Here is a 19,773-nt window from a genome sequence, read left to right on the forward strand (position 1 = left end):
AATTCTTTGAAAATTTTATATTCTATACCTGTACTTCAGAGATGAATGTACCGCCTGGTGGATGGGGCGTAGAGTTCAGATGACAGCGACCGTAAAACGGCTGAAGGTTTGCGGGGGATTGAAACACCAACGTGCTACGCAGGATTAAAAATCGTTGTTAAAAAAGAAAAGGATGAGGAAACATGAATATTATCGAGAAAAGTTCAAACGGAATCTTTCAGATTTCCGGGGATGCAAAACTCATGTCAAACCGTAAAGTCTTTATAGAGGGAGAAATTACTCCGGAAACGGCATGTGAGTTTGTGAAGAAAATCATGATTTTAAATATGCAGGATCCGGACCGGCCGATTGACCTTTTGATTAATACACCTGGCGGCTGTATCAACTCCGGAATGGTGTATTACGATGTCATTCAGGCAAGTAAAGCCCCTATTCGTACATTCTGCATTGGCAGAGCATATTCTATGGGAGCGATTTTACTCGCCTGCGGTAATCATGGCCGGTATATACTCCCACACGGGGAAGTAATGATTCACGAGCCGCTGCTTGGAAACCACGTGAGCGGCAACAGCTCATCCATCAAATCCATTTCGGAATCCTTGCTGGAAACGAAACATAAGATGAATCAAATTCTGGCAAAACACACAGGACAGACAGAGGAGACCGTGGAGAAAGCGACCGGTTATGACCACTATTTCAGCGCTGAGGAGAGCCGGAACTTTGGTTTGGTGGATGAGATCATAGATTTCGGGAAATTATTGGAGGAAAGCGAATGAATAGTACGGAGAGAATGATTCTTGGAAACGATTGCATTTACAGCGGGGATCCGGAGGAAACGGGTTTAAATCGTAACGTTTTGATTGTGGGAGGCACCGGGAGCGGAAAAACGAAATCTTATGTGGAACCAGAGCTTATGGAGGCACTGAGAGTGGAAAATCCTAATAATAAGTGTGTGATTCTCACCAAAAGAGATATTCCGGACAGGTATATCCCTTTGTTTGAAGCAGCTGGGTTTACAGTATATGACCTGGATCTCTCGGATTCGGAGAAAGGGAATTGCTGCTATGATCCGTTAGCTTATGTCAAGTCTGAGGAGGATATTTCAGATCTGGCACATGCAATTGTTATGGCGAATGAGCGAAAAGAGCATAGTAATGCGGATCCTTTCTGGGATGAAAGTTCAGAGCAATTGTTGGGTGCGGAGATTGGAGCAACTCTGATGACGAAAAATAAACCAACCTTTGCAGATGTGCTTAATCTTCATTTCAGTCTGAAAATCCAGGAATCTGGTTGTGGAATAACGACATCACTGGATTCACTTTTTAAAACAATCGAAAAAGCGGCACCGGATTGTTATGCTGCCGTATGCTGGAAGACATTCCGGGAGGCGGCAGCGAAAACCGCAAAATCGATCTACGTTTCCATGAATCCAACGTTGAGAGCATTTACAACAAGTATCAGAAATAATATGAGAAATAAGCCGCCTGTTGATTTTGATAAGTTTGCCAGTGAAAAATCTATTTTGTTCATTACGACAAGCCCCGTAAAAAAGGCACTTCATGGTTTGGCCAACATTTTTGTGTCTCAGGCGATCTCAGAATTATTTACAATTGCAGATGAAAGCGCAGCCGGAGCGTTAGAGATTCCAACAGATATCATTTTTGACGACTTTGCAACCGGAGCAAAGGTAAGCGACATGCCTGAAAAACTGAGTATCTGCAGGGCGAAAGGGATTGCCTTTTCCGGGATTTTATTACAGTCAGAAAGTCAGTTAAAGCGAATGTACGGCGAATATGAAGCGATAGAGATCATTGACCAATGTGATAGTTATGTGTTTTTTGGCGGAAATAATTATGAGACAGCAAAGGCACTCAGCCTGAAAATGAATGTGCCGCTTGACGAAATATTGTATCTCCCGGTCGGCCGCACAATCGTCTTTCGCCGTGGCCAGAAACCGGTGTTTTCTACAAGATATGATATTTTCCATGATGAATTTTACCAAAGAATCACACAGTCACATACGGGGCAAAAAGATGATCAGTGGTCGAAGGACCGCTGATCATGAGCGGATGCATCAGTCCAGAGACAGCAGCGTTTATTTGTTTGAGCAAATTGCACGAGAGGCAGTTAAACACACATGTCATTGAATTACTGGCCAAAGGTGATTGGATCGATGAACCGAACAATCTTTTGATTACAGGTGGAGCAGGAGCTGGCAAAACGCATGTTGCATGTGCACTTTGCGTTACAGCACTACATCAAATGAGGACTGTTAAATATATCCGTGCGAATTATCTGCTTCAAGAATCCGCCCATGCGCATAGTGAAGATAATTACTATGAGTATTCAAACAAGATGGCCGATTATGATCTTCTTGTTATAGATGATTTTGGATTGATGGACTTAAATCTTGACAAGTGCCGTGATCTCTTTGAAATCATCGAAGCTAGAGATTGCTGAAAATCAACAGTCATCATCTCGCAGATGCCAGTAGCGAACTGGTACCAATTGTTTGGTGATAACACATATGCAGATGCATGTCTCAGCCGCATGACCTCTAAAGCATATCGATTAGACTTTCCAGGTCGCGATAGACGTGTAGAAAGCAAGTAACTTTATTAACCAACAGTGCAATGATCCGTTCCTAGCGGAACAGCGCTCCGCTCATGCGGAGCGAGTGCTCTGTTTTTGCGGAATATGCACGTTTGAACAGAGTAAAGAAGAAATCAGGATTCTTGCCAGCTATGATTCTTTCGTAAAGATATCCTATGTTTATAGTGGCGAGTTCGCTTTTGTCTGGACAGCAGATAATAAGATGGGAGTCGTGGATTATAAAGGCGATCTAATCGTACCTGCAGTGTATCAGAAAATAGAATATGATTATCCTAGAGACGATCGTTCAGTGAATACACTTGTTTTTCTGGCTTATGATGAGAATGAAGTAGTTCATGTGATAAATGGCCAAGCACTTCATTGATGAAGGCAAATATGAGTTGGTTAGATCTATGACAACAAGGGTACTGAGGGACGTTGGTGATTACTACACCTATATTTTTAAGGAGAGATGTAGGCAGATACAAAGATGAACTAATGGATTGATTGAGAATATTAAGGCTAAGGGGGATAAATAAATTGAGCGATAAACATAAAGAATTTGCTGAAGCTATGCGAAAGATTATGCGTAACACTGAAGTGGAACAAAAGAAAGCTGAACCAAGGTATGTTGATGAAGAAACAGATGAGGAAACCCACTCTTTGCAGGAACTGCTTGAGGCAAAGTTTGATGAACTTTTCGGACCGATAGAAGACGATGATGCAGATTGATAACTGTATGGGGAGGGGTAACCTCCCCATTTGTATCTCGTTTCATTATTAAAAAAGATTGTATCAGAAAAGTGTAGGTGCTAACAGATATGGACAATTACCTGCTTACATGGAAAAGAATACGTTAATTCTGGTTTGGATTAATCTGTTCCAGCCATATCATATAATATTTTAATGCGAGGACGATGGCATCTAATTTGTAGTTCAATTCAGAGGAAGCATGATTCATGGTATTTCGCACATCTTTCAAGGTTTTATGTAATATGAGTAGTTGGAATAAAACCGTTTGGTCAATGGAGTCGGAAATAATGATACATTCCGGTACATTAACATATCTGAAAGCTTGTTGTGTTTTGCTTTTTAAAGATACAGTTGGGTGTTTTAAAGCATTCTTTAAATAATTATTTATAGCGGCAGGTGAAGTTGAAAAGCGTGGTGTTGTCTGGAGAGCATTTAAAAAGTGCGTATAATCCTGTTCAGTTAACTGATTAAATTTTGGACGAGTTAAAAAAAGTCCCGTTGTATCGTTTCTTACAATATCTGTTGTGATGCGGTAGACAAAAGCATTAAAAAAGTCATTTTCTGTGGCGGGGGCAAATTCTTCCGAAACTTTGTAACAAGTAGTTTTTCCTTTTCGTACGGGAGTGTAACTGGGATTTATTTTTAAGACTTTCCAATCTTCAATAAGTAACAAAGAAACTCTGGATTCAATCAGTGTTAATGCCTGCTGATAAAACCCTTTTTCTCTGCACCAGGCTATTTCATCAGCTACATTATGCTGGGTTACAAGTTTTTTATAGTCTTTTTTTATATCTGTTTTATAAATTTCCAGATATGAAGTATTTATATCGGTTGTTTTAGCCCTAGCATTTTTAGAAAAAAATGTTTGAAGATTTTTTAAACCATTTTCAAATTCTGGAATACAACACCACTGAATACCATTGGCAACATTCTGAATTGCATTTATAAAATCCTGTTCGGAAGAATCCATTTTGGAATGAGAAGAGGAATAGCTCATCAGAGTGTTAGCTCTTCCACAGGAAATAAATTCGTTGATACCTGAAACGAAGTCAAAAATTTTTAGATTTTCTGTTTCAGAGGTAATAATACTGCTTTTGCTTTTTTCAGAAAACTCTACACTAAATGCCTCTTTAACATGAATATCCTCTATTTTCAAAAGAGAGATGGTTGCTTCCATAATACGTTGTATACCGCGAATGCCACCATGAGTATCCAGATATAATACTGGATTTTTTATGCCGCGCAGCGTATCAATAACCTGTTGGATTCCGTCATAAGGGGAAAACAGGGAAAATGTTATCGGAGTGAAGCGTTCGTCATCACTCAAATTAGGATTCATATAATTGCGAATTTGATTCTTGAAATATTCAAGAGGTGAGATATTCATCATGATATTCTCAGGAGTAGTGATACTTGTTTCTTTAAGGGTCTTATCTGTGCAAAGCATGATAATTTTGTCAAGATTTTCATTGCTTTCAGCAAGTAATTCATCCAGCATTTTAGGAATGGGATCCAGTTGATAACGACCAATAACAGTTCCTTGATGTCCATTGAAATTATATTCAAATTTGTTTTTCTTCATCTGACCAGGAAATGTACTTAGAGCAAGCAGGAGTACATTTGTATGATGATGTTCAGGAACAAACTGGTGAGTCTGGGTATGGGTTTCGGCTTCATTTTCCTCGAAATCTGGCATTACTTTTTGCGTATCCTCAATTGGAATCATCTGTGGCAGGTCAGAAGCGTTTGAAGGATACATTTCTTTCTGCTTTCGTGATAAAACTCGTTTTGAATAAGGAATAAAAGAGATATCTACAGGAATTCCCTGTCTATAAGCAGTTATTCCATTGGACTCTTCCATCTGTAATTCGATTCGCCTTATTAAATCCTGCACAAATTCAGAAGCTTTTAAGTCAGCAGTTTCGTATATGGATTCGATATAATATGCTAATTCATCTGAAAAATCCGAAGTGGCTGTATAACCTTTTTGTTTGAAAAGATTAAGAAAGTGGCAGGTGATTTCTTCGGAGTGTAGTTTTTCAAGATGAATATGGCGGGCCAGAACACGGTAAAAGAAATGCTCATTGGAACGAAAGCGATTTTCTATTACATGGGTAGGGGCACATACAATTTTGATAATATCAGGTGTGGATTGAAATTGTGAGATGATAGAATCCAGGGAACCATCATCTTCGCAATCTGTAAGGACTAAGATTTCTTTCGGAGTCTTAAAATACTCTTTTAGTGTTATCTGAGATAAACTTTTTTCTGTGGCGTGTTTTAACAGATATTTGTCTTTGGTATTAAGTTGTGGAAGGACAGATTCCAAAATGCTTAGGAAAGTCTGGTAAGAACTGTCTTCATCATATTGTATAAGCAGACCATAGGGAATAATTACATTTTGTGAGTTGCAACGATTGACAAGAAAATGTAAAAAACCAGTGAGAATAGTCTTCTCATGCTCGGAAATATGTAATTGCTTTTCAAAGTTTAATAGAAGTGCATTTATTTCCATAATATCGTTACCTCCAGAATGAAATATTTATAATAATACTACCATATTTATCATAAATACACAATAAGTGATGGATTTATAATTGAAAGGACTGAAAATTAAACAAAAAATATTGAAATGACAGGAAAAAAGAAGTATGCTTATTAAAACTGCTTTGGTTGACTTTTTATAGATGAGGTAAGAAAAAATGAAAAAATTTGTGAATTGTTCGAATCATCCTTCCAGGTTATGGTCGGTTATGCAAAGAGAGACAGCAGAAAAATATGGAGAAATAGTAGATGTACCTTTTCCGGCAGTGGCATGTGATCTGACGGATTCAGGTCTGGAAGAACTGGCAGAGCAGATAATAAGAGATATATTGGCATTGGAGCCGACGGCTGTTATGTGTATGGGCGAGTTTGTAGTCTGCTTTCGGATAGTTCAAAAGCTGAAAGCAAGAGGCATTAAAGTGTTAGCAAGCTGTTCAGAACGCAGAGCCACAGAACATGTGAAAGAGGATGGGACGGTACAAAAAGAGACACTATTTGTTTTTCAGGGATTTCGGGAATACTAATGAAATCAGGAGGAAAGTTATGAAAGCGGAATTACTGGATCAGCAGGTTCTGGCAATGTATGATGTGCGCGGGATTCAAAGCTACATTTTTAAAAGCAATGCAGCGAAAGAAATTGTAGGAGCCTCTGTGCTGGTAGAAAAAATTATCACAGAAGGATTGCGGGAATATGTGAGTATACAGAAGAAAAATTTGTCGACCTATATGATGGACTGGAAGAAAGATAATCCAAAGGCGTTTCTGGAAGACCAGGAAATCGAAATGCAGATTATGTTTATCGGTGGTGGAAATGCTTATGTATTATTTCGACATGGAAGAGAATGTGAGAAAGTAAATCGATTTCTGGCGAAATATCTATTGGATAGAACATATTCACTGAATTTAGCAGTAGCAGTGGTTTCTAAAACAGAGGATTACAAAAAGGATTATGATGCAATTAATAACAAGATGCGTGAGATCAAAGCAAGTATGCCGTTGAGCATGCCTGTGGGTGCAATGCCATTTATGGCAGTGGATACGATTACGGGCTATCCGTTAACGAGTAAGGATACAAAAGGCAACTATTATTCCACAGAGGCAAGCCTGAAAAGAGCCGCATTTCCTAAGATGGAAGATGAAAAACTTTTTGATAACATGATTACAGAAAAAGGGGATAGCAGTACCTTGGCAGTGTTTCATATTGATGGAAATAGTATGGGAAACACAATTCGGAATACGATGAAAGACATTAGGGGATATGAAGATGCAATTACAAAAATGCGGAAGTTATCTTTAAATATTTCTGGGAATTTTCGCCAGACAGTAGATGAAATGAAAGAATACATGGAGTTTTTGACTCCTCGGATAAAAGACACAAAAAAACACAAATTGTACAGAGAAATTATTGTTGCGGGAGATGATATTACTTTTGTATGCAATGCAAAACTTGCTATTCCGGCAGTGAAATTTTTCCTGGAGAATATCAGTAAAAAAGGTGATTTTTCAGCTTGTGGAGGAATTGCATTTTTTAATAGTCATTTTCCTTTTTCAGATGCGTATCAGGTGGCAGAAGCATGCTGCGATAATGCAAAGAAAAGAGCTAAACAGCCAGAATGTAAAGGTAAAGATGGAAGATATGATAAGATTGGCAATTTCTTGGATTATCAAATTTGTACAAATATTCGGGCGTCTGAACTTGATACGTACCGTGACAGACACTATACAGCAGACGGAAAAGAATTTATTTCCCGTCCATACTATGTTCCGTTTGAAAAGGATAACTGGAATATGAATGAGAAAAACGAGTGCTATAACATTGCTCAACTGATGAAGTGGATGATATATTTCGGGGGAAAAAAGATAAAGTCAAACTCTGAGGAACACTTATTGGCAAGAAGCAATGCGAAAAAACTTCGTGATGCCATTCCTATGGGGAACACAGAACTTGAAGGTATACTTTCCTTTCTGAAGTCGAGAGGATATACCGAATTGGAAAATCCGGAGAAGAATGCAGCAATCTGGTATGACGCATTAGAAATTATGGATTGGTATGTAGGGGAGGACGACAAATGCAATTGATAATCAGACTTCTTAGTGATCTTTGTACATGTTCTGGCGATACCCATAATAGTCTGGTAGATACGGATGTGGTATATGATGAAAATGGAATTCCTTATATTCCGGCAAAAAGAATAAAGGGGTGTATTCGGGAAGTGGCCCAGGAAATGGTGGAACTTGGTATTGCAGATGCAGAAATGCATGAAATATTTGGAAAAGAAGGACAACAAAATTCAGCTTTTTCTCTTTCGAATGCTTACATAGAAAATTATGAGAAAGTGACAGCTGCTCTGAAAAAATGCCACCATGCAGAGCTGAAAAGTCCTCAGAATGTACTGAACCAATATACTTATATGCGGACGCAGACAGCAGTGAATTCAGAAACAGGTACTGTCCAGGAAAATTCCCTGAGAAGAATTCGGGTTGTGAAAAGAGGTCTGGTGTTTACGGCAGAATGTAACTGGAACAGAAAGGTATCTTTCCCGGAACTTCTTGGACAGGCAGTATCCCTTGTAAAACATATGGGAATGTCTAGGACAAGAGGGCTGGGGCTGGTGGAAATGGAACTAATCGGGTTGGATAAAGCGCAGAAAGAGACTTTGGAATCTGACAGATGGCAGCACGTACTCCTTGATAAAAACCAGCTTTATGATCATAACCAGATAAAATATACTGTTCGCCTGAGAAGTGCGATGATCTGTAAATCCACACAGGGGAATCAGGCAGCGACAGAAGATTATATTGCAGGCAGCAAGATTCTTGGCCTGATCGCCGGTGCCTTGAAGCCGGAAGGCTATAGTCGCCTTCTGGAAAGCGGCGAAGTAATCGTAACGAATGGTTATATCACAAACGGAGAAGAACGATGTGTGCCAGGACAGATTTCTTTGCAAAAGGTAAAGGATCAGCGTTACGACAGTAACGGAGAGATGAGAATAAAGGATATGCTTCTGACAGATCCGCTGGAAATCAGAGATAAGCAGATGACACCTGCAAATATCCGGTATATGGATCATACCGGTACTATAGAGGATGTGGAAACAGAGATCAGTTACCATCACCAGAGACCGTCAGACAAATCCGTAGGACGTGCGACCGGACTGGACGGTTCCAGTTTTTACCAGCTTGCAGCAATTTCGCCGGGGCAGAACTTCTGCGGATACATATATGCCGGCAGAGAACAGACAAAGCAGATCATAGAAGCTGTGGAAGCTATGGGTGAGGTACGTATGGGGTATGGACGTTCCAGTGAGTTTGGGGCGGTGGATTTTACACTGGATTCTGTAGAAAAAAGAGAAGAAGAACACAAAATAGTAAGGCGGGCAATTCTTACGCTGGGGGCAGATGTACTTCTGTATAACGACCAGGGAATGTTTACCACCGACGTTCGGGTTTTAGAAAAAGAATTATGCAAAATGACAGGATGCCGGGATCTTCATCTGGAAAAACCATATATCCAGTTTAATGCCATCGGCGGATACAATGTAACCTGGCAGCGAAGGAAACCAGCAGTATACGCACTGGCAAAAGGAAGCACCTTCCTTCTTCACTCAGAAAACGGATTTGATATGGGACTTTTGAATGGAAAGTTTGTAGGAGAACGTGTAACGGAAGGCTTTGGAGAACTTCTGGCAAAAGAACCGGCAGAAAGCTCTGATGTTGTGGTAAAAAAGGTGCGGGCAGAAAAACCGGCAGAAAGAATGGTAGAAATAATGTCACAGGATACCACTGGAATTCTGGACGGACTTCTTCAAAAAGAATTTGAAAAGAGGCTCGAGCAGGCTGTTCGGGAAAATTTGAAAAACGAAAACCTCTTTGACCAGAAACAAATGGATAGCATGAATGCAGCAATAGCGAAGTTGAGAGTCCTTTTCGGAACAGAACATTCCTATGAAAACATGAAAAATGAGGTCAGAGAGATTGAAAAGGAAAGTAAAAACAGTTTGTGTACTTTCCTGATCGAGCGGATAGATCCGGAAGAAATCGGAAAACAGGTGGAAGCAGAGATGACAGAAGCCTATGGTAGCAGCTTTAAAAATAAACTGACAGAAGAAAGACTTTTTAAGAAGGTTTACCGTGCATATCTGGCAGAACTGAAATACTTAGTAAAGACAAATCAGAAGAAAGGAGACAACAAAGAATGAAAACAGTTATAAAACGGTTGGTTTTTTATATTCAAATCCAGCTGGAGTCTCCGCTGAATGTAGCATCTGGAGAAGATGAATGGACAGATGCCGATATACTCCTGGATTTCGATGGCAATCCATTTGTGCCAGGAAGCTCCCTTGCCGGTGCCATGCGTTCTTATATCGGGGAAAAGGACAATGAATGGGAGCTGTTTGGCTTTTCCAAAGACGATATAGAGGGAAAAATGAGCCCGCTTCTTATCTCAGATCTTGTATTTGACCAGGAGCCTGTGATCGGTGTGCGAGATGGAGTAGGGTTAAATGAAAAGAAAGTTGTAAAAGACGGCTGCAAATTCGATATGGAGATCCTGGAAACCGGTCTGAAGGGACATTTTTATCTGGAACTTGTTGTCAGGGAGGGGGATCTGGAAGAAGAGATGAAAAAGCAGCTTGCTATTGTGTTTCAGGGAATCCAGCAGGGAGAGATTCGTCTGGGACGTAAGAAAACCAGAGGTTTCGGAGCATTTAAGATCACCAGACTGTCAGTCAGAAGTTATGGCAAAGACAATTATCTGAAATATGCAGATGCCTATAAAGCTTCCACCTGGGAGAAAGCTTCCAATGAGCTGGAAAACTGGCTACACACAGATTCGGATTCCAGAAGAATGATCCATATTGAAGTCCCTCTTGTGATGAAAGGCGGCATCAGTATCCGGCAGTATGCGGCAAAAAAGAATGAACCGGATTTTGTCCATATCACTTCAAACGGAGTGCCGGTGATCTCAGGCAGCAGCTTTGCAGGTGCAATCCGTCACCGGGTAGAACAGATTTTGGGAGAACTGGAAGCAGGCGGTACAAAATTACCTGTGAAGAAAAAAGAAATTCTGCAGATCATGTTTGGATACGTTGAGGAAACCGCTGGAAACCAGGCGACAGACGCAGGAGATGGAGCGAGACAGAGTGTAAATGCAGGCAGTGGCCACGCGTCCAATGTTGTGATCAGTGAGGCAAGAATTCTGGATGCCAGACCGCTTACTATGGTCCGTACTGGAATCAGCCGCTTCGAATCTGCTGTACACGATGGAGCTTTGTATAAGGAAAAAACTTATGTGGACGGACATTTTACCCTGAAAATTGCAGTGCAAAAAGGAAAACAGCCTGTGGATGCCAAATGGATGACAGGAATTCTTCTTCTGGCAGTGAATGACCTGCGGAACGGCTATCTGGCTGTGGGGGGACAAACGGCAGTAGGAAGAGGGGTTTTTGCCCCGGACACTTCTGAAGAGTATCCGAAAGGTGTGATTTTCATTGACGGAAAACCAAGACTGGAAAACCAATTCATCGCGGAAGCATTCAATTGTCTCTGCGCACATAAGAGGTGAAAAACATGGATCTGACAAGTATCCCGGAACGGGGAACACTATATGCGTTATACCGTGACAAGGTGAAGTATGAGAAATATAGTCGGAAGGAGCTTCTGGAAGACAAGCAACTAACGGAAAAACTTCTGGAGCTTCACTTATTTAATGATACCAGAGAGTATCGTTATATCAAGACCAGAAGTGGGGAAATAGAAACTCTGATCAGCGATGAGACTGTGGAACATGAGGACATTTACACGGAAAAAATAGTCACTCTGGGAAATAAAAAAGAAAAACCAGACAAAGATTCAGGGCTGGTAGAAGTAGTAAATTATATTACTTACGATGAAAACGACCTTATGCGGATCGAGAATTACAGATTGAAAGAGGTGAAATAAGATGGCAGATAAATTTATCAACCCATATAATTTTATCAATTTTCCGGCACAAAAGGCGAAAGCTTATACAGATACCGACCGCCACACCGGTGTGATAAAATACAGCATAACAACGGAATCACCTCTTTTTATACCAAATTCCAGTTCGGAATCAGCATTTAGTGAATCCACAAAGGTGGAGAATCATAAATCTTATGACTTTTTTTCCTATACGGAACTGGAGGCAGGAAAAACTTATGAGAATGAATATCATATTCCGGTAATTCCAGGCAGTGAGATGCGAGGTGTGGTGAGAAATGTTTATGAGACGTTAACGGATTCCTGCATGGGAGTGCTGAACAGTGAGGAATATCCGGTGAAACGGGTACCTGTCCGGTTTAAGCCTGCGCTTCTTTGTAGAAATAAGGAGGGGATGTTTGAACTAAGAGATGCTTTTTCAACGCCAGTGGGAGACAAGGCATTTAACGGCAAAAGTCCGATGGAATATAACAACTGGAGGAATGGTGATCTGATAGTCGGAAAGGGATATCTTCTGAAATGGGGAATGGGAGGCACCGGAAGTAAGGCGAAAAAAAGATACCATGCGTTTTCGGAGAAAAGTGCTCGTGCTGGTGAAGGCAGGTACAAGAAGAATATCGTTCTTTCCAGAGATGACGTAGAACGCAAGCTGTTTCCGGTGATTAGTTCCTATTTGTCTCAGCCGGCACTGCAAAAAAACAACAAAGATGCTTATATAGAGTACCGGAAGGATCTGGAGAACTTCTTTAAGGATAAAAAGAAACAGTATTTTCCTGTTAATTATTCCACGGTCGGAAAAAATCTGGTTTATTTATCTCCTGCAACAGTAACAAAGGAGGCATTTCATAACAGCCTCGGTATGCTTGCCGGAGAGTTTGCTTCATGCACAGAAAATTTCTGCCCGGCATGCGAATTGTTTGGCCACATTGGGAAAAATGGAGATTCCAGTGGTTCTAAGATACGATTTACAGATTTATACGTGACTGACAAGAGAAGGCCTGAGGAATATTATGAATTTAATAAAATCACTCTTCAGGCACTGGGCGGACCTAAACTTGGAAATACAGAATTTTACTTGAAGCAACCTGACGGAGCAACTTTCTGGACCTATGATTATCAGGTGGTAGATGGAAAGGTTATAGCGAAACCAGGTGAATTGCGTGGAAGAAAATTTTACTGGCATTCCAGAAATAGCAGGATTCTTAAAGCAGAGCCATCCAATTTTAATAAAACAGTAAGACCGGTGACAGGAAAAGTTACTTTTAGTGGAGACCTTTATTTTGAGGAGATTTCAAAAAAGCAGCTAAATCAGCTGGTCTGGATCCTAAACAGTGGAAAAGAAAATCTGGGTCTGAAGCTTGGAAGCGCAAAACCATTGGGGATGGGAAGTATTGTCTGCAAGGTGCTTGAAGTGAAGGAACGAAGAATTGCGCTGAAGGATGGAAAATTGGAATATAAAGTTTCTCCTTTGACAACGGCTCTTACCTATGAACAGGCTGGTTTAAGTGTTCATGCCAAAAAAGAATTTTATAAAATAGCTGGTCTGGACAGTGTTCCGGAAAACATGGAAATCTCTTATCCGAAAGATATTGCCCAGAAAAACAAGGCGATTGAGAAAGGATATGAATGGTTTGTAAGAAATCGTGGCACTAATTCAGGAAAAAAGTTTGCATCAGAAAGAGAAGATATAAAGATCTACGCAAATCTTCCCAATATTCTTGATACAGATTTAGGCATGGCTTATAGTGAAAAAAAATGGCAGAATAATGGTAAGAATAATGATAGGAAGGGAAATCAATAACCATGCAGTTGGTCATACATATCGAGTTGGATGAGCCCCTTTTACTACCTGTAAATTATAATCATATTCTCCAGGCTGTTATTTATCGGTCTCTGGATATTATACCGGGCTATGCGGAATTCCTTCATGAAGGTGGATTCATGCGGGGCCAGAGGCAGTACAAAATGTTTCAATTCAGTCAGTTGAAAGGGGAATATCGAATTGAAAATAAGAAGATAACGTTTTTCTCAGAGGTTTCCTTTGAAGTGCGAAGTCCGGAACCTCTTCTGATCCGGCTTCTGGGAGAAGGCATATGGAATAAGGGCGTTACTTTCGGAAACCATGTGTATACAGATGTGGATTTGGAACTTTATGATTATACGGTGGAAGAAAGACAGCTTCTTATCAGAATGAAATCTCCGGTGACGGTATATGCCACAGATTTGAAAAGCGAAAAAACCTGGTATTTCAGTCCGGATGAAGAACCATTTTGCAAGATGATCAATGATAATTTCTACCGGAAATACCAGGCCTATTATGGAATGGCTCCTACGTCCGGAATACAGCTGGGAATCTGTGAAAACAGTATGCCGAAAAAGCTGGTAACTCGTTATAAGGGGACTTTTATTACTGCCTGGTATGGAACTTATAAACTAAGCGGAGAACGTAAATACCTGGACTTCTTGTACCAGACAGGTCTTGGGGCGAAAAACGCGCAGGGATTTGGAATGTTTGAAATACTTTAAAGAATTAAATTGGAAAAAGTCGGTCGATCTCATGCCTGAAATCATGAATTCTGCAAAATGGCGGAAATTTAAGGAAAATCAGGAATCTCAGAAAAACGATCGACCGACTTTTGTGATAAAATGGTTGCAAAAAAGAGAAAAATTTGATTTAATAGAATGTGAAAATAGCGGAAATGCTGATGTTGTACCTTACCTATGAGGAATTGAAACTTTCTTTAGACACTGTTCTCGTTACTTCTTTGCTGTCGTTGTACCTTACCTATGAGGAATTGAAACAATATACGTATTACGTAAATCCTTTGCTTCATCTTGAGTTGTACCTTACCTATGAGGAATTGAAACCCATCATCATTGCCGTCATCGTATCCGTTTTCGTATTCGTCGCCATGTTGTACCTTACCTATGAGGAATTGAAACTTAAATTTGCACTCACGTAATGCCTTTTCTTTTCCTGATACGTTGTACCTTACCTATGAGGAATTGAAACGATTATATGAGACTTCAATTGCTGCATATTCCCTGTTGTACCTTACCTATGAGAAATTGAATTATAAAACAAAGGTGTGAATTGAATGTACGTAATACTGGTATACGATATCCATCAGAAACGCGTTGGGAAAGCCTTGAAAATATGCCGGAAATATTTGATTCATATACAAAAGTCTGTATTTGAGGGAAATATTACAGAATCAAAATTGAAGGCGTTGAAAGAAGAATTAGGCCATCTTATTGATACACAAATGGATTCTGTCATCATTTATCATTTGGATTCGGTAAAGTATACAAAGAAGGAACAAATCGGTATCGTGCAGTCAACTTCTAACGTTATCTGAGGTGGATATGTTTACAATTGATGAAATGCTTTCGAAGAATAATCAGCGTCTGGCATTTGAACATTTCGCAACGAAAAATGATGGTTGCGGTCCAGACGGAATGCACGTTTCGGAATTGGAAAAGTACTGGAGAATGAACCATGACCAAATAATTTCGGATTTGAAGAATCAGGAATATCAGCCGGGAATCATCCTGATACGTGAGCATATGAATAAGACTGGAAAGCGCAGAAATATAGCCAGTTTGAACGTAATAGATCGATTTATTACACGGTTGCTATCCCAGAAACTGAACCGTTATTTAGCTCCCATATTTTGTGAAAATAGTTATGCATATCAGGATAGCAAAGGCGTAATGCCTGCTGTTCTCAAGGCAAAAGAATATGTAGAACTTGGAATGAGGCATGTAATTGAAATAGATTTGAAAAACTATTTTGATACAATTCCTTTGGAAAATTTGATTCCGGAAATTGAAAGATATATCACCGACGAAGCTGTTTTACATCTTATAAAGCAGTATTTGTTTTGCGATATATCCTTTGAAGGAAAAATTAGCAGAAAGACACAGGGAATTGTGCAGGGAAATGCCATCAGCCCCATTCTCAGTAATCTTTATTTAAATGATTTTGATAAAGAATTAGATGAAAGCAAATTATGTTGGATTCGTTATGCAGACAATATTTATGTTTACATGGATTCCTATGAAAAAGCTTTATTGGTATACAGCGAATTAACAGAAAGGCTGGAGCGAAGAAAGTTGACTGTCAACAAAGAAAAGAGTGGAGTTTTCGACGTAAGCACCAGAAGTATTTTAGGATATGATATTCTCATTCGAAACAAAAAGGTGGATGTTAGAAAGCATATTTATAAAAGTGTGAACCAATATTCGAACTGGCACGACAGTAGGCTTGAATTTATAAACGGAAGATATCATATTACGTCGGATGGAATTCTAAACCGCCAGGATTTTGGACTTCTTTTTGAAAACGAACAAAAGAAGCACTATATCCCGGTGGAAGTGTCGGATCAGCTTAATATATATGGGAATGTAACATTGGCATCAAATGTATTGCAGAGTTTTAGTAACAGGGAAATAAAGGTTTCTTTTTTCGATAAATATGGTCGCTTGATAGGTAGTTTTTTGCCGGAAAAAACAAAGAAATCTGCAGAAATAATCCTGGTGCAAAGCAAGAATTATTTAAATGAAGACGTAAGAATGGATACTGCGCGTAGGATGGAAATTGCAGGACTTCATAATATTCGTGCAAATTTACGATATTATGATAAGAAGCATAAGGGGGATTTCAAAGAAAAAGTTGATGCAATAAGCGGGTACATAGATGCGCTGAACCGTGCCCCTTCGGTAAATGATATGATGTTACTTGAAGCAAAGGCGCGGCAATTGTACTATACTTGTTTTAATCAAATATTGGAGACTTCAGATTTCCAATTTGAAAAACGGACGAAACGTCCTCCGAAGGATGCTATAAATGCTTGCATCAGCTTTGGAAATACGCTCTTATACAATTTATTCGTAAACATTATCTGGAAAAAAGGTCTGGATCCGAGATTCGGAGTGGTGCATGCATCAAATAAAAGAAACCAGAGCTTAAATCTCGACTTCGCGGATATTTTTAAACCGATTGTTATTGACCGGATCATTTTTACTATGATTAATAAAAAAATGTTAACGCTGCTTACTGATTTTGAAACATCCAATCAAGGTGTGTATTTATCGAGAGAAGGAAAGAATATTTTTCTGCAAATGTATGAGGAAAAGTTAAAGAGCAGGATTACGATAAAAGGGAAAGAAATGTCTTATTACCAATTACTGGAGAGCGAAGTTCAAAATTATAAGAATTTTATTTTGACTGGGGAAACGTATAAACCATACAAATATTATTAACGGGGAAGCTTATGTTCCATAGCAAAAAGTCGGTCAGTCTCGTGGCTGAAATCATGAGTTCCACAAAATGGCTGAAATTCAAGGAAAATCAGGAATCTCAGAAAAACGATCGACCGACTTTTTCGATAAAATGGTTGCAAAAATGAGAAAAATCTGATTTAATAGAATCTGAAAACAGCGGAAATGCTGTTGTCGTACTTTACCTAAAAGGAATTGAAACCATTTCCCGCATTCTGTTGTAGTCAAACATTGCTTTTGTCGTACTTTACCTAAAAGGAATTGAAACGTCATATTTTTATCCTCCTAAAGTTAAATTATTATGTCGTACTTTACCTAAAAGGAATTGAAACTTTCAAACTTACACACGGTAAACTTGGGTGCTATATGGGGTCAGACCCCAATGTGGCACAGAAACTCTAATATAAAGATCAACCAGGTCAGAGCTTGGAAGCGGTGATGATATTGCTGCCTTTTTCTTTGCCATAACCATTCTTCTTTATTTTCTCTAAAAATGAGTACAAAAATAACACCGAACAAACTTTCTGATTGTTTGGTGCTCCAGAAAAAGGTAATATATCGTTTGGAGGGTTGTCCATTTTCTGGATGATCGATTGCCGCTCTGGTGCGCCAACACCGGGGCGGCTTTTCTTTTACGTGTGTCCAGCAAAGCTGGACTACACTTGCCGGTGTAAGTCCGGTCACGGTAATCGCCAGTGGGTCATTGGGGTCAGACCCCCTTACGATTTTCTTAAAGAAAAAGGATCAGAAATAAAAGAATCCTGAAGTGCCAGCTTCAGGATTCTCAAGTCCGTTAAGGTGGACTATTCCGTTTGGGCTAGTGCTGTCTGTCATTTCTGTCTAACCACTTGCAAATATAGTAGCCAACTACAGATGCCAATACAGAAATAAGAAAAGCAATTATGTATTCCAAATAAGTCACCTCCCTCCGCTGGAAAGAGTCGACAGCAAATCCATGATAGCATAAAAATATATTTTGAGCAATTCATGTTTTCAAGTTGATTTTAAAAGAAAAACGTGTTAGTATATGAATAGCTAAGAAAAGCAATTATATTTTCAAGTAAGCCAGAAAAATCTAGAGTGCCAGCTCTAGATTTTTTGCTATACTTAAAAAAACGTAAGCGCTTAATTTTCCGCAAGCACAAGCATTGGGGTCTGTCCTCATTAAAATTTTTAGCTTGCTATGGATTTGCTTAATAGGGGAAACATTTGGGTCAGACCCCATAAAGATTATCATGGAACCGACTATTGCAAACAGGTTATCGCTGATGTGTTGGTGGCCATGAACTGGGGGACGCAGAAATATCTTGGCTCGTTGGATCGCATTGCAAATGAAGTGTTTAATGTTAATTTATCTGAGGGGATAAATTATCGTATTGAATTTGCAATCAATACATATGAGAAAAAAGTTGCAAGACTTGAGTGTATGATTACCGGGCTGAAAACGGAAAACTACGATCAAAAAAGATTTTGGGGTCAGACCCAATGTGGTTAACCTAGTGTCAACTTAAGACAAGTGTCTGCTCAGGTTAATGACTAACGGTGCGAAATCGAGAAAAGAGGAAGGTAGATTTGAAAAGAAGACGCACTTTAATAGAGTTTCACAGAAAAAGCCCTATTAACAGCTGGTGATTTTAGAATGCAACTTTGGGTTAGAAAAATCGGTATTTATGCGTCTTTTATAATGACAGTGTGCTGGCATAAGGCACATTGTCGAGTATACTATACTTGAATGGAGTTGTTTATGTGGCAACAACTAATTTGAATATTCGTACAGACAAGGTAATCAAGGATCGGGCGGAGAAAATTTTCAATGAGCTTGGTCTGAATATGACAACTGCTGTAAATATGTTCCTGAAGGTATCTATTCGTACACACGGCATTCCTTTTGAACTAAAGATGGATGTGCCGCAGGAAACGACGGCTGATGAGAGTGAGGAGGGATAGTATGGATATAAATATATCACTTTTAATGGTGACAGCGGACATTATCAGCTTAATGCTGTTAGGAACATTATATTTCAGCAATAAACAACGCATGAGCCATGACAGGGATATGGAATGCATTATGCGGATGATGACAATTGCTGCTATCTCCAATGTCGTAGGAATTGTGTTCCATTATTTTAACTGGAATAGCGGATTGGCACCCAAGAGACTGGAAAATCGTAAGGGGGTCTGACCCAAATGACCCAGAACTGTCTGCAACAATGGCATATCCTGCGGGTTTGTCAAGTTTTTTGTGTAAGTTTTGAAAAAATATTTTGGGGAGGGAAACCTCCCCATTCTTATGCTGAGATACTTTCTGGAGTTAATTCATTAAAGCGTTCTTTAAAAGTTCTTCCATCTCATCGTTCAATTCTCGTGCTTCTTGATAAGCAGCAATCAGGCGCTCATATGCTTCGCTGAGCAGGCCAGCCTCTCCATCCTGATCAGCTGCGTCCAGCATCCTGAAACGATGGTCTATATTTTCCCATTTTTCATGAAGGGACATTCTCAGAATCCTCCATTCTCGTATTTGCGAATCCGTTCCTGGATTTTTTCATCCATATCCAGCTGATTTCGGACAAGTGCCCAGTTGCTTTGCAAATTCCGGCTCATCTGACCACGCATTCCGCTAAGAGCTGATCAGTCTTTCCGGAT

18 protein-coding genes, 1 pseudogene and 1 CRISPR repeat array are annotated in these 19,773 nt (G+C 39.6%); of the genes and pseudogenes, 17 read left to right on the plus strand and 2 right to left on the minus strand.

Translation table 11 applies throughout. The features are described from left to right. The first annotated feature begins 182 nt into the window (after positions 1-182). From DW915_RS13895 to DW915_RS13910, 5 genes and pseudogenes are all read left to right on the plus strand, one after another. Complete coding sequence (locus tag DW915_RS13895; protein ID WP_118742303.1) at positions 183-776, plus strand: ClpP family protease; 594 nt, start codon at positions 183-185, stop codon at positions 774-776. Continuing rightward, the gene (locus DW915_RS13900; RefSeq protein ID WP_118742304.1) at positions 773-2,059 is read left to right on the plus strand and encodes a type IV secretory system conjugative DNA transfer family protein; all 1,287 of its coding nucleotides are present in this window, start codon (positions 773-775) and stop codon (positions 2,057-2,059) included. The genes DW915_RS13895 and DW915_RS13900 overlap by 4 nt, the downstream gene beginning before the upstream one ends. A gap of 2 nt (positions 2,060-2,061) precedes the next feature. Then, positions 2,062-2,613 (plus strand): annotated as a pseudogene (locus tag DW915_RS16170) (ATP-binding protein). A gap of 202 nt (positions 2,614-2,815) precedes the next feature. Further along, positions 2,816-2,977 carry a hypothetical protein gene (locus DW915_RS15805; RefSeq protein WP_158581066.1) on the plus strand — a complete coding sequence of 54 codons (162 nt, stop codon included), beginning with the start codon at positions 2,816-2,818 and terminating at the stop codon, positions 2,975-2,977. 155 nt (positions 2,978-3,132) lie between these two features. Further along, positions 3,133-3,324 (plus strand): hypothetical protein, encoded by a 192-nt coding sequence (locus tag DW915_RS13910; RefSeq protein WP_118742305.1) that lies wholly within the window; start codon positions 3,133-3,135, stop codon positions 3,322-3,324. Between the two features lie 124 nt (positions 3,325-3,448). Here DW915_RS13910 and DW915_RS13915 read toward each other — a convergent pair whose 3' ends face one another. Next, positions 3,449-5,860 (minus strand): TM1812 family CRISPR-associated protein, encoded by a 2,412-nt coding sequence (locus DW915_RS13915; RefSeq protein ID WP_118742306.1) that lies wholly within the window; start codon positions 5,858-5,860, stop codon positions 3,449-3,451. A 187-nt stretch (positions 5,861-6,047) separates the two neighbouring features. Here DW915_RS13915 and DW915_RS13920 point away from each other — a divergent pair, with 187 nt between their 5' ends. The 12 genes from DW915_RS13920 (at position 6,048) to DW915_RS13975 (ending at position 19,312) form a co-directional block, all read left to right on the plus strand. Continuing rightward, positions 6,048-6,413, plus strand: a complete 366-nt coding sequence (locus DW915_RS13920) for a CRISPR-associated protein (RefSeq protein ID WP_118742307.1) — start codon at positions 6,048-6,050, stop codon at positions 6,411-6,413. Between the two features lie 19 nt (positions 6,414-6,432). Then, a complete protein-coding gene (locus tag DW915_RS13925; RefSeq protein WP_118742308.1) occupies positions 6,433-7,968 on the plus strand; it encodes a Cas10/Cmr2 second palm domain-containing protein in 1,536 nt (511 codons plus the stop codon). Then, complete coding sequence (locus tag DW915_RS13930) at positions 7,959-10,088, plus strand: RAMP superfamily CRISPR-associated protein (protein ID WP_118742309.1); 2,130 nt, start codon at positions 7,959-7,961, stop codon at positions 10,086-10,088. Before DW915_RS13925 ends, DW915_RS13930 begins: the two co-directional genes overlap by 10 nt. Beyond that, entirely contained in the window at positions 10,085-11,452 is a 1,368-nt protein-coding gene (locus tag DW915_RS13935) for an RAMP superfamily CRISPR-associated protein (RefSeq protein ID WP_055226067.1), read from the plus strand. The genes DW915_RS13930 and DW915_RS13935 overlap by 4 nt, the downstream gene beginning before the upstream one ends. A gap of 5 nt (positions 11,453-11,457) precedes the next feature. Beyond that, positions 11,458-11,829 (plus strand): hypothetical protein, encoded by a 372-nt coding sequence (locus tag DW915_RS13940; RefSeq protein WP_118742310.1) that lies wholly within the window; start codon positions 11,458-11,460, stop codon positions 11,827-11,829. A gap of 1 nt (position 11,830) precedes the next feature. Next, on the plus strand, positions 11,831-13,648 hold the full coding sequence (locus tag DW915_RS13945) for a TIGR03986 family type III CRISPR-associated RAMP protein (protein WP_118742311.1): 1,818 nt from the start codon (positions 11,831-11,833) through the stop codon (positions 13,646-13,648). 140 nt (positions 13,649-13,788) lie between these two features. Continuing rightward, entirely contained in the window at positions 13,789-14,373 is a 585-nt protein-coding gene (gene cas6 / locus DW915_RS13950; protein ID WP_279220275.1) for a CRISPR-associated endoribonuclease Cas6, read from the plus strand. Between the two features lie 181 nt (positions 14,374-14,554). Beyond that, positions 14,555-14,923: a CRISPR direct-repeat array (repeat unit 29 nt; unit sequence GTTGTACCTTACCTATGAGGAATTGAAAC). A gap of 22 nt (positions 14,924-14,945) precedes the next feature. Further along, a complete protein-coding gene (cas2, locus tag DW915_RS13955) occupies positions 14,946-15,206 on the plus strand; it encodes a CRISPR-associated endonuclease Cas2 (protein WP_055226072.1) in 261 nt (86 codons plus the stop codon). A 7-nt stretch (positions 15,207-15,213) separates the two neighbouring features. Then, positions 15,214-17,112, plus strand: coding sequence for a CRISPR-associated endonuclease Cas1 (cas1, locus tag DW915_RS13960; protein WP_118742313.1), 1,899 nt, complete (start codon positions 15,214-15,216; stop codon positions 17,110-17,112). 1,201 nt (positions 17,113-18,313) lie between these two features. Then, positions 18,314-18,625 (plus strand): hypothetical protein, encoded by a 312-nt coding sequence (locus DW915_RS13965; protein WP_055226075.1) that lies wholly within the window; start codon positions 18,314-18,316, stop codon positions 18,623-18,625. 251 nt (positions 18,626-18,876) lie between these two features. Further along, positions 18,877-19,077 carry a type II toxin-antitoxin system RelB/DinJ family antitoxin gene (locus DW915_RS13970; protein WP_118742314.1) on the plus strand — a complete coding sequence of 67 codons (201 nt, stop codon included), beginning with the start codon at positions 18,877-18,879 and terminating at the stop codon, positions 19,075-19,077. A 1-nt stretch (position 19,078) separates the two neighbouring features. After that, the gene (locus tag DW915_RS13975; RefSeq protein ID WP_082424847.1) at positions 19,079-19,312 is read left to right on the plus strand and encodes a hypothetical protein; all 234 of its coding nucleotides are present in this window, start codon (positions 19,079-19,081) and stop codon (positions 19,310-19,312) included. Positions 19,313-19,441: 129 nt separating this feature from the next. On the opposite strand, the gene DW915_RS13980 is transcribed toward DW915_RS13975, so the two are convergent. Further along, positions 19,442-19,624, minus strand: a complete 183-nt coding sequence (locus DW915_RS13980; protein WP_055226078.1) for a hypothetical protein — start codon at positions 19,622-19,624, stop codon at positions 19,442-19,444. Positions 19,625-19,773 lie beyond the last annotated feature (149 nt).

Source organism: Blautia sp. AM42-2, from assembly GCF_003480245.1.
GTDB classification, from domain to species: domain Bacteria; phylum Bacillota; class Clostridia; order Lachnospirales; family Lachnospiraceae; genus Fusicatenibacter; species Fusicatenibacter saccharivorans.

What these genes read in the sequence shown, in the direction of transcription:
- DW915_RS13895 (WP_118742303.1), top strand. Translation starts at nt 183, where the DNA reads ATGAATATTATCGAGAAAAGTTCAAACGGAATCTTTCAGATTTCCGGG.
- DW915_RS13900 (WP_118742304.1), top strand. Translation starts at nt 773, where the DNA reads ATGAATAGTACGGAGAGAATGATTCTTGGAAACGATTGCATTTACAGC.
- DW915_RS15805 (WP_158581066.1), top strand. Translation starts at nt 2,816, where the DNA reads ATGGGAGTCGTGGATTATAAAGGCGATCTAATCGTACCTGCAGTGTAT.
- DW915_RS13915 (WP_118742306.1), bottom strand. Translation starts at nt 5,860, where the DNA reads ATGGAAATAAATGCACTTCTATTAAACTTTGAAAAGCAATTACATATT.
- DW915_RS13920 (WP_118742307.1), top strand. Translation starts at nt 6,048, where the DNA reads ATGAAAAAATTTGTGAATTGTTCGAATCATCCTTCCAGGTTATGGTCG.
- DW915_RS13925 (WP_118742308.1), top strand. Translation starts at nt 6,433, where the DNA reads ATGAAAGCGGAATTACTGGATCAGCAGGTTCTGGCAATGTATGATGTG.
- DW915_RS13930 (WP_118742309.1), top strand. Translation starts at nt 7,959, where the DNA reads ATGCAATTGATAATCAGACTTCTTAGTGATCTTTGTACATGTTCTGGC.
- DW915_RS13935 (WP_055226067.1), top strand. Translation starts at nt 10,085, where the DNA reads ATGAAAACAGTTATAAAACGGTTGGTTTTTTATATTCAAATCCAGCTG.
- DW915_RS13940 (WP_118742310.1), top strand. Translation starts at nt 11,458, where the DNA reads ATGGATCTGACAAGTATCCCGGAACGGGGAACACTATATGCGTTATAC.
- DW915_RS13945 (WP_118742311.1), top strand. Translation starts at nt 11,831, where the DNA reads ATGGCAGATAAATTTATCAACCCATATAATTTTATCAATTTTCCGGCA.
- cas6 (WP_279220275.1), top strand. Translation starts at nt 13,789, where the DNA reads ATGCGGGGCCAGAGGCAGTACAAAATGTTTCAATTCAGTCAGTTGAAA.
- cas2 (WP_055226072.1), top strand. Translation starts at nt 14,946, where the DNA reads ATGTACGTAATACTGGTATACGATATCCATCAGAAACGCGTTGGGAAA.
- cas1 (WP_118742313.1), top strand. Translation starts at nt 15,214, where the DNA reads ATGTTTACAATTGATGAAATGCTTTCGAAGAATAATCAGCGTCTGGCA.
- DW915_RS13965 (WP_055226075.1), top strand. Translation starts at nt 18,314, where the DNA reads ATGGATTTGCTTAATAGGGGAAACATTTGGGTCAGACCCCATAAAGAT.
- DW915_RS13975 (WP_082424847.1), top strand. Translation starts at nt 19,079, where the DNA reads ATGGATATAAATATATCACTTTTAATGGTGACAGCGGACATTATCAGC.
- DW915_RS13980 (WP_055226078.1), bottom strand. Translation starts at nt 19,624, where the DNA reads ATGTCCCTTCATGAAAAATGGGAAAATATAGACCATCGTTTCAGGATG.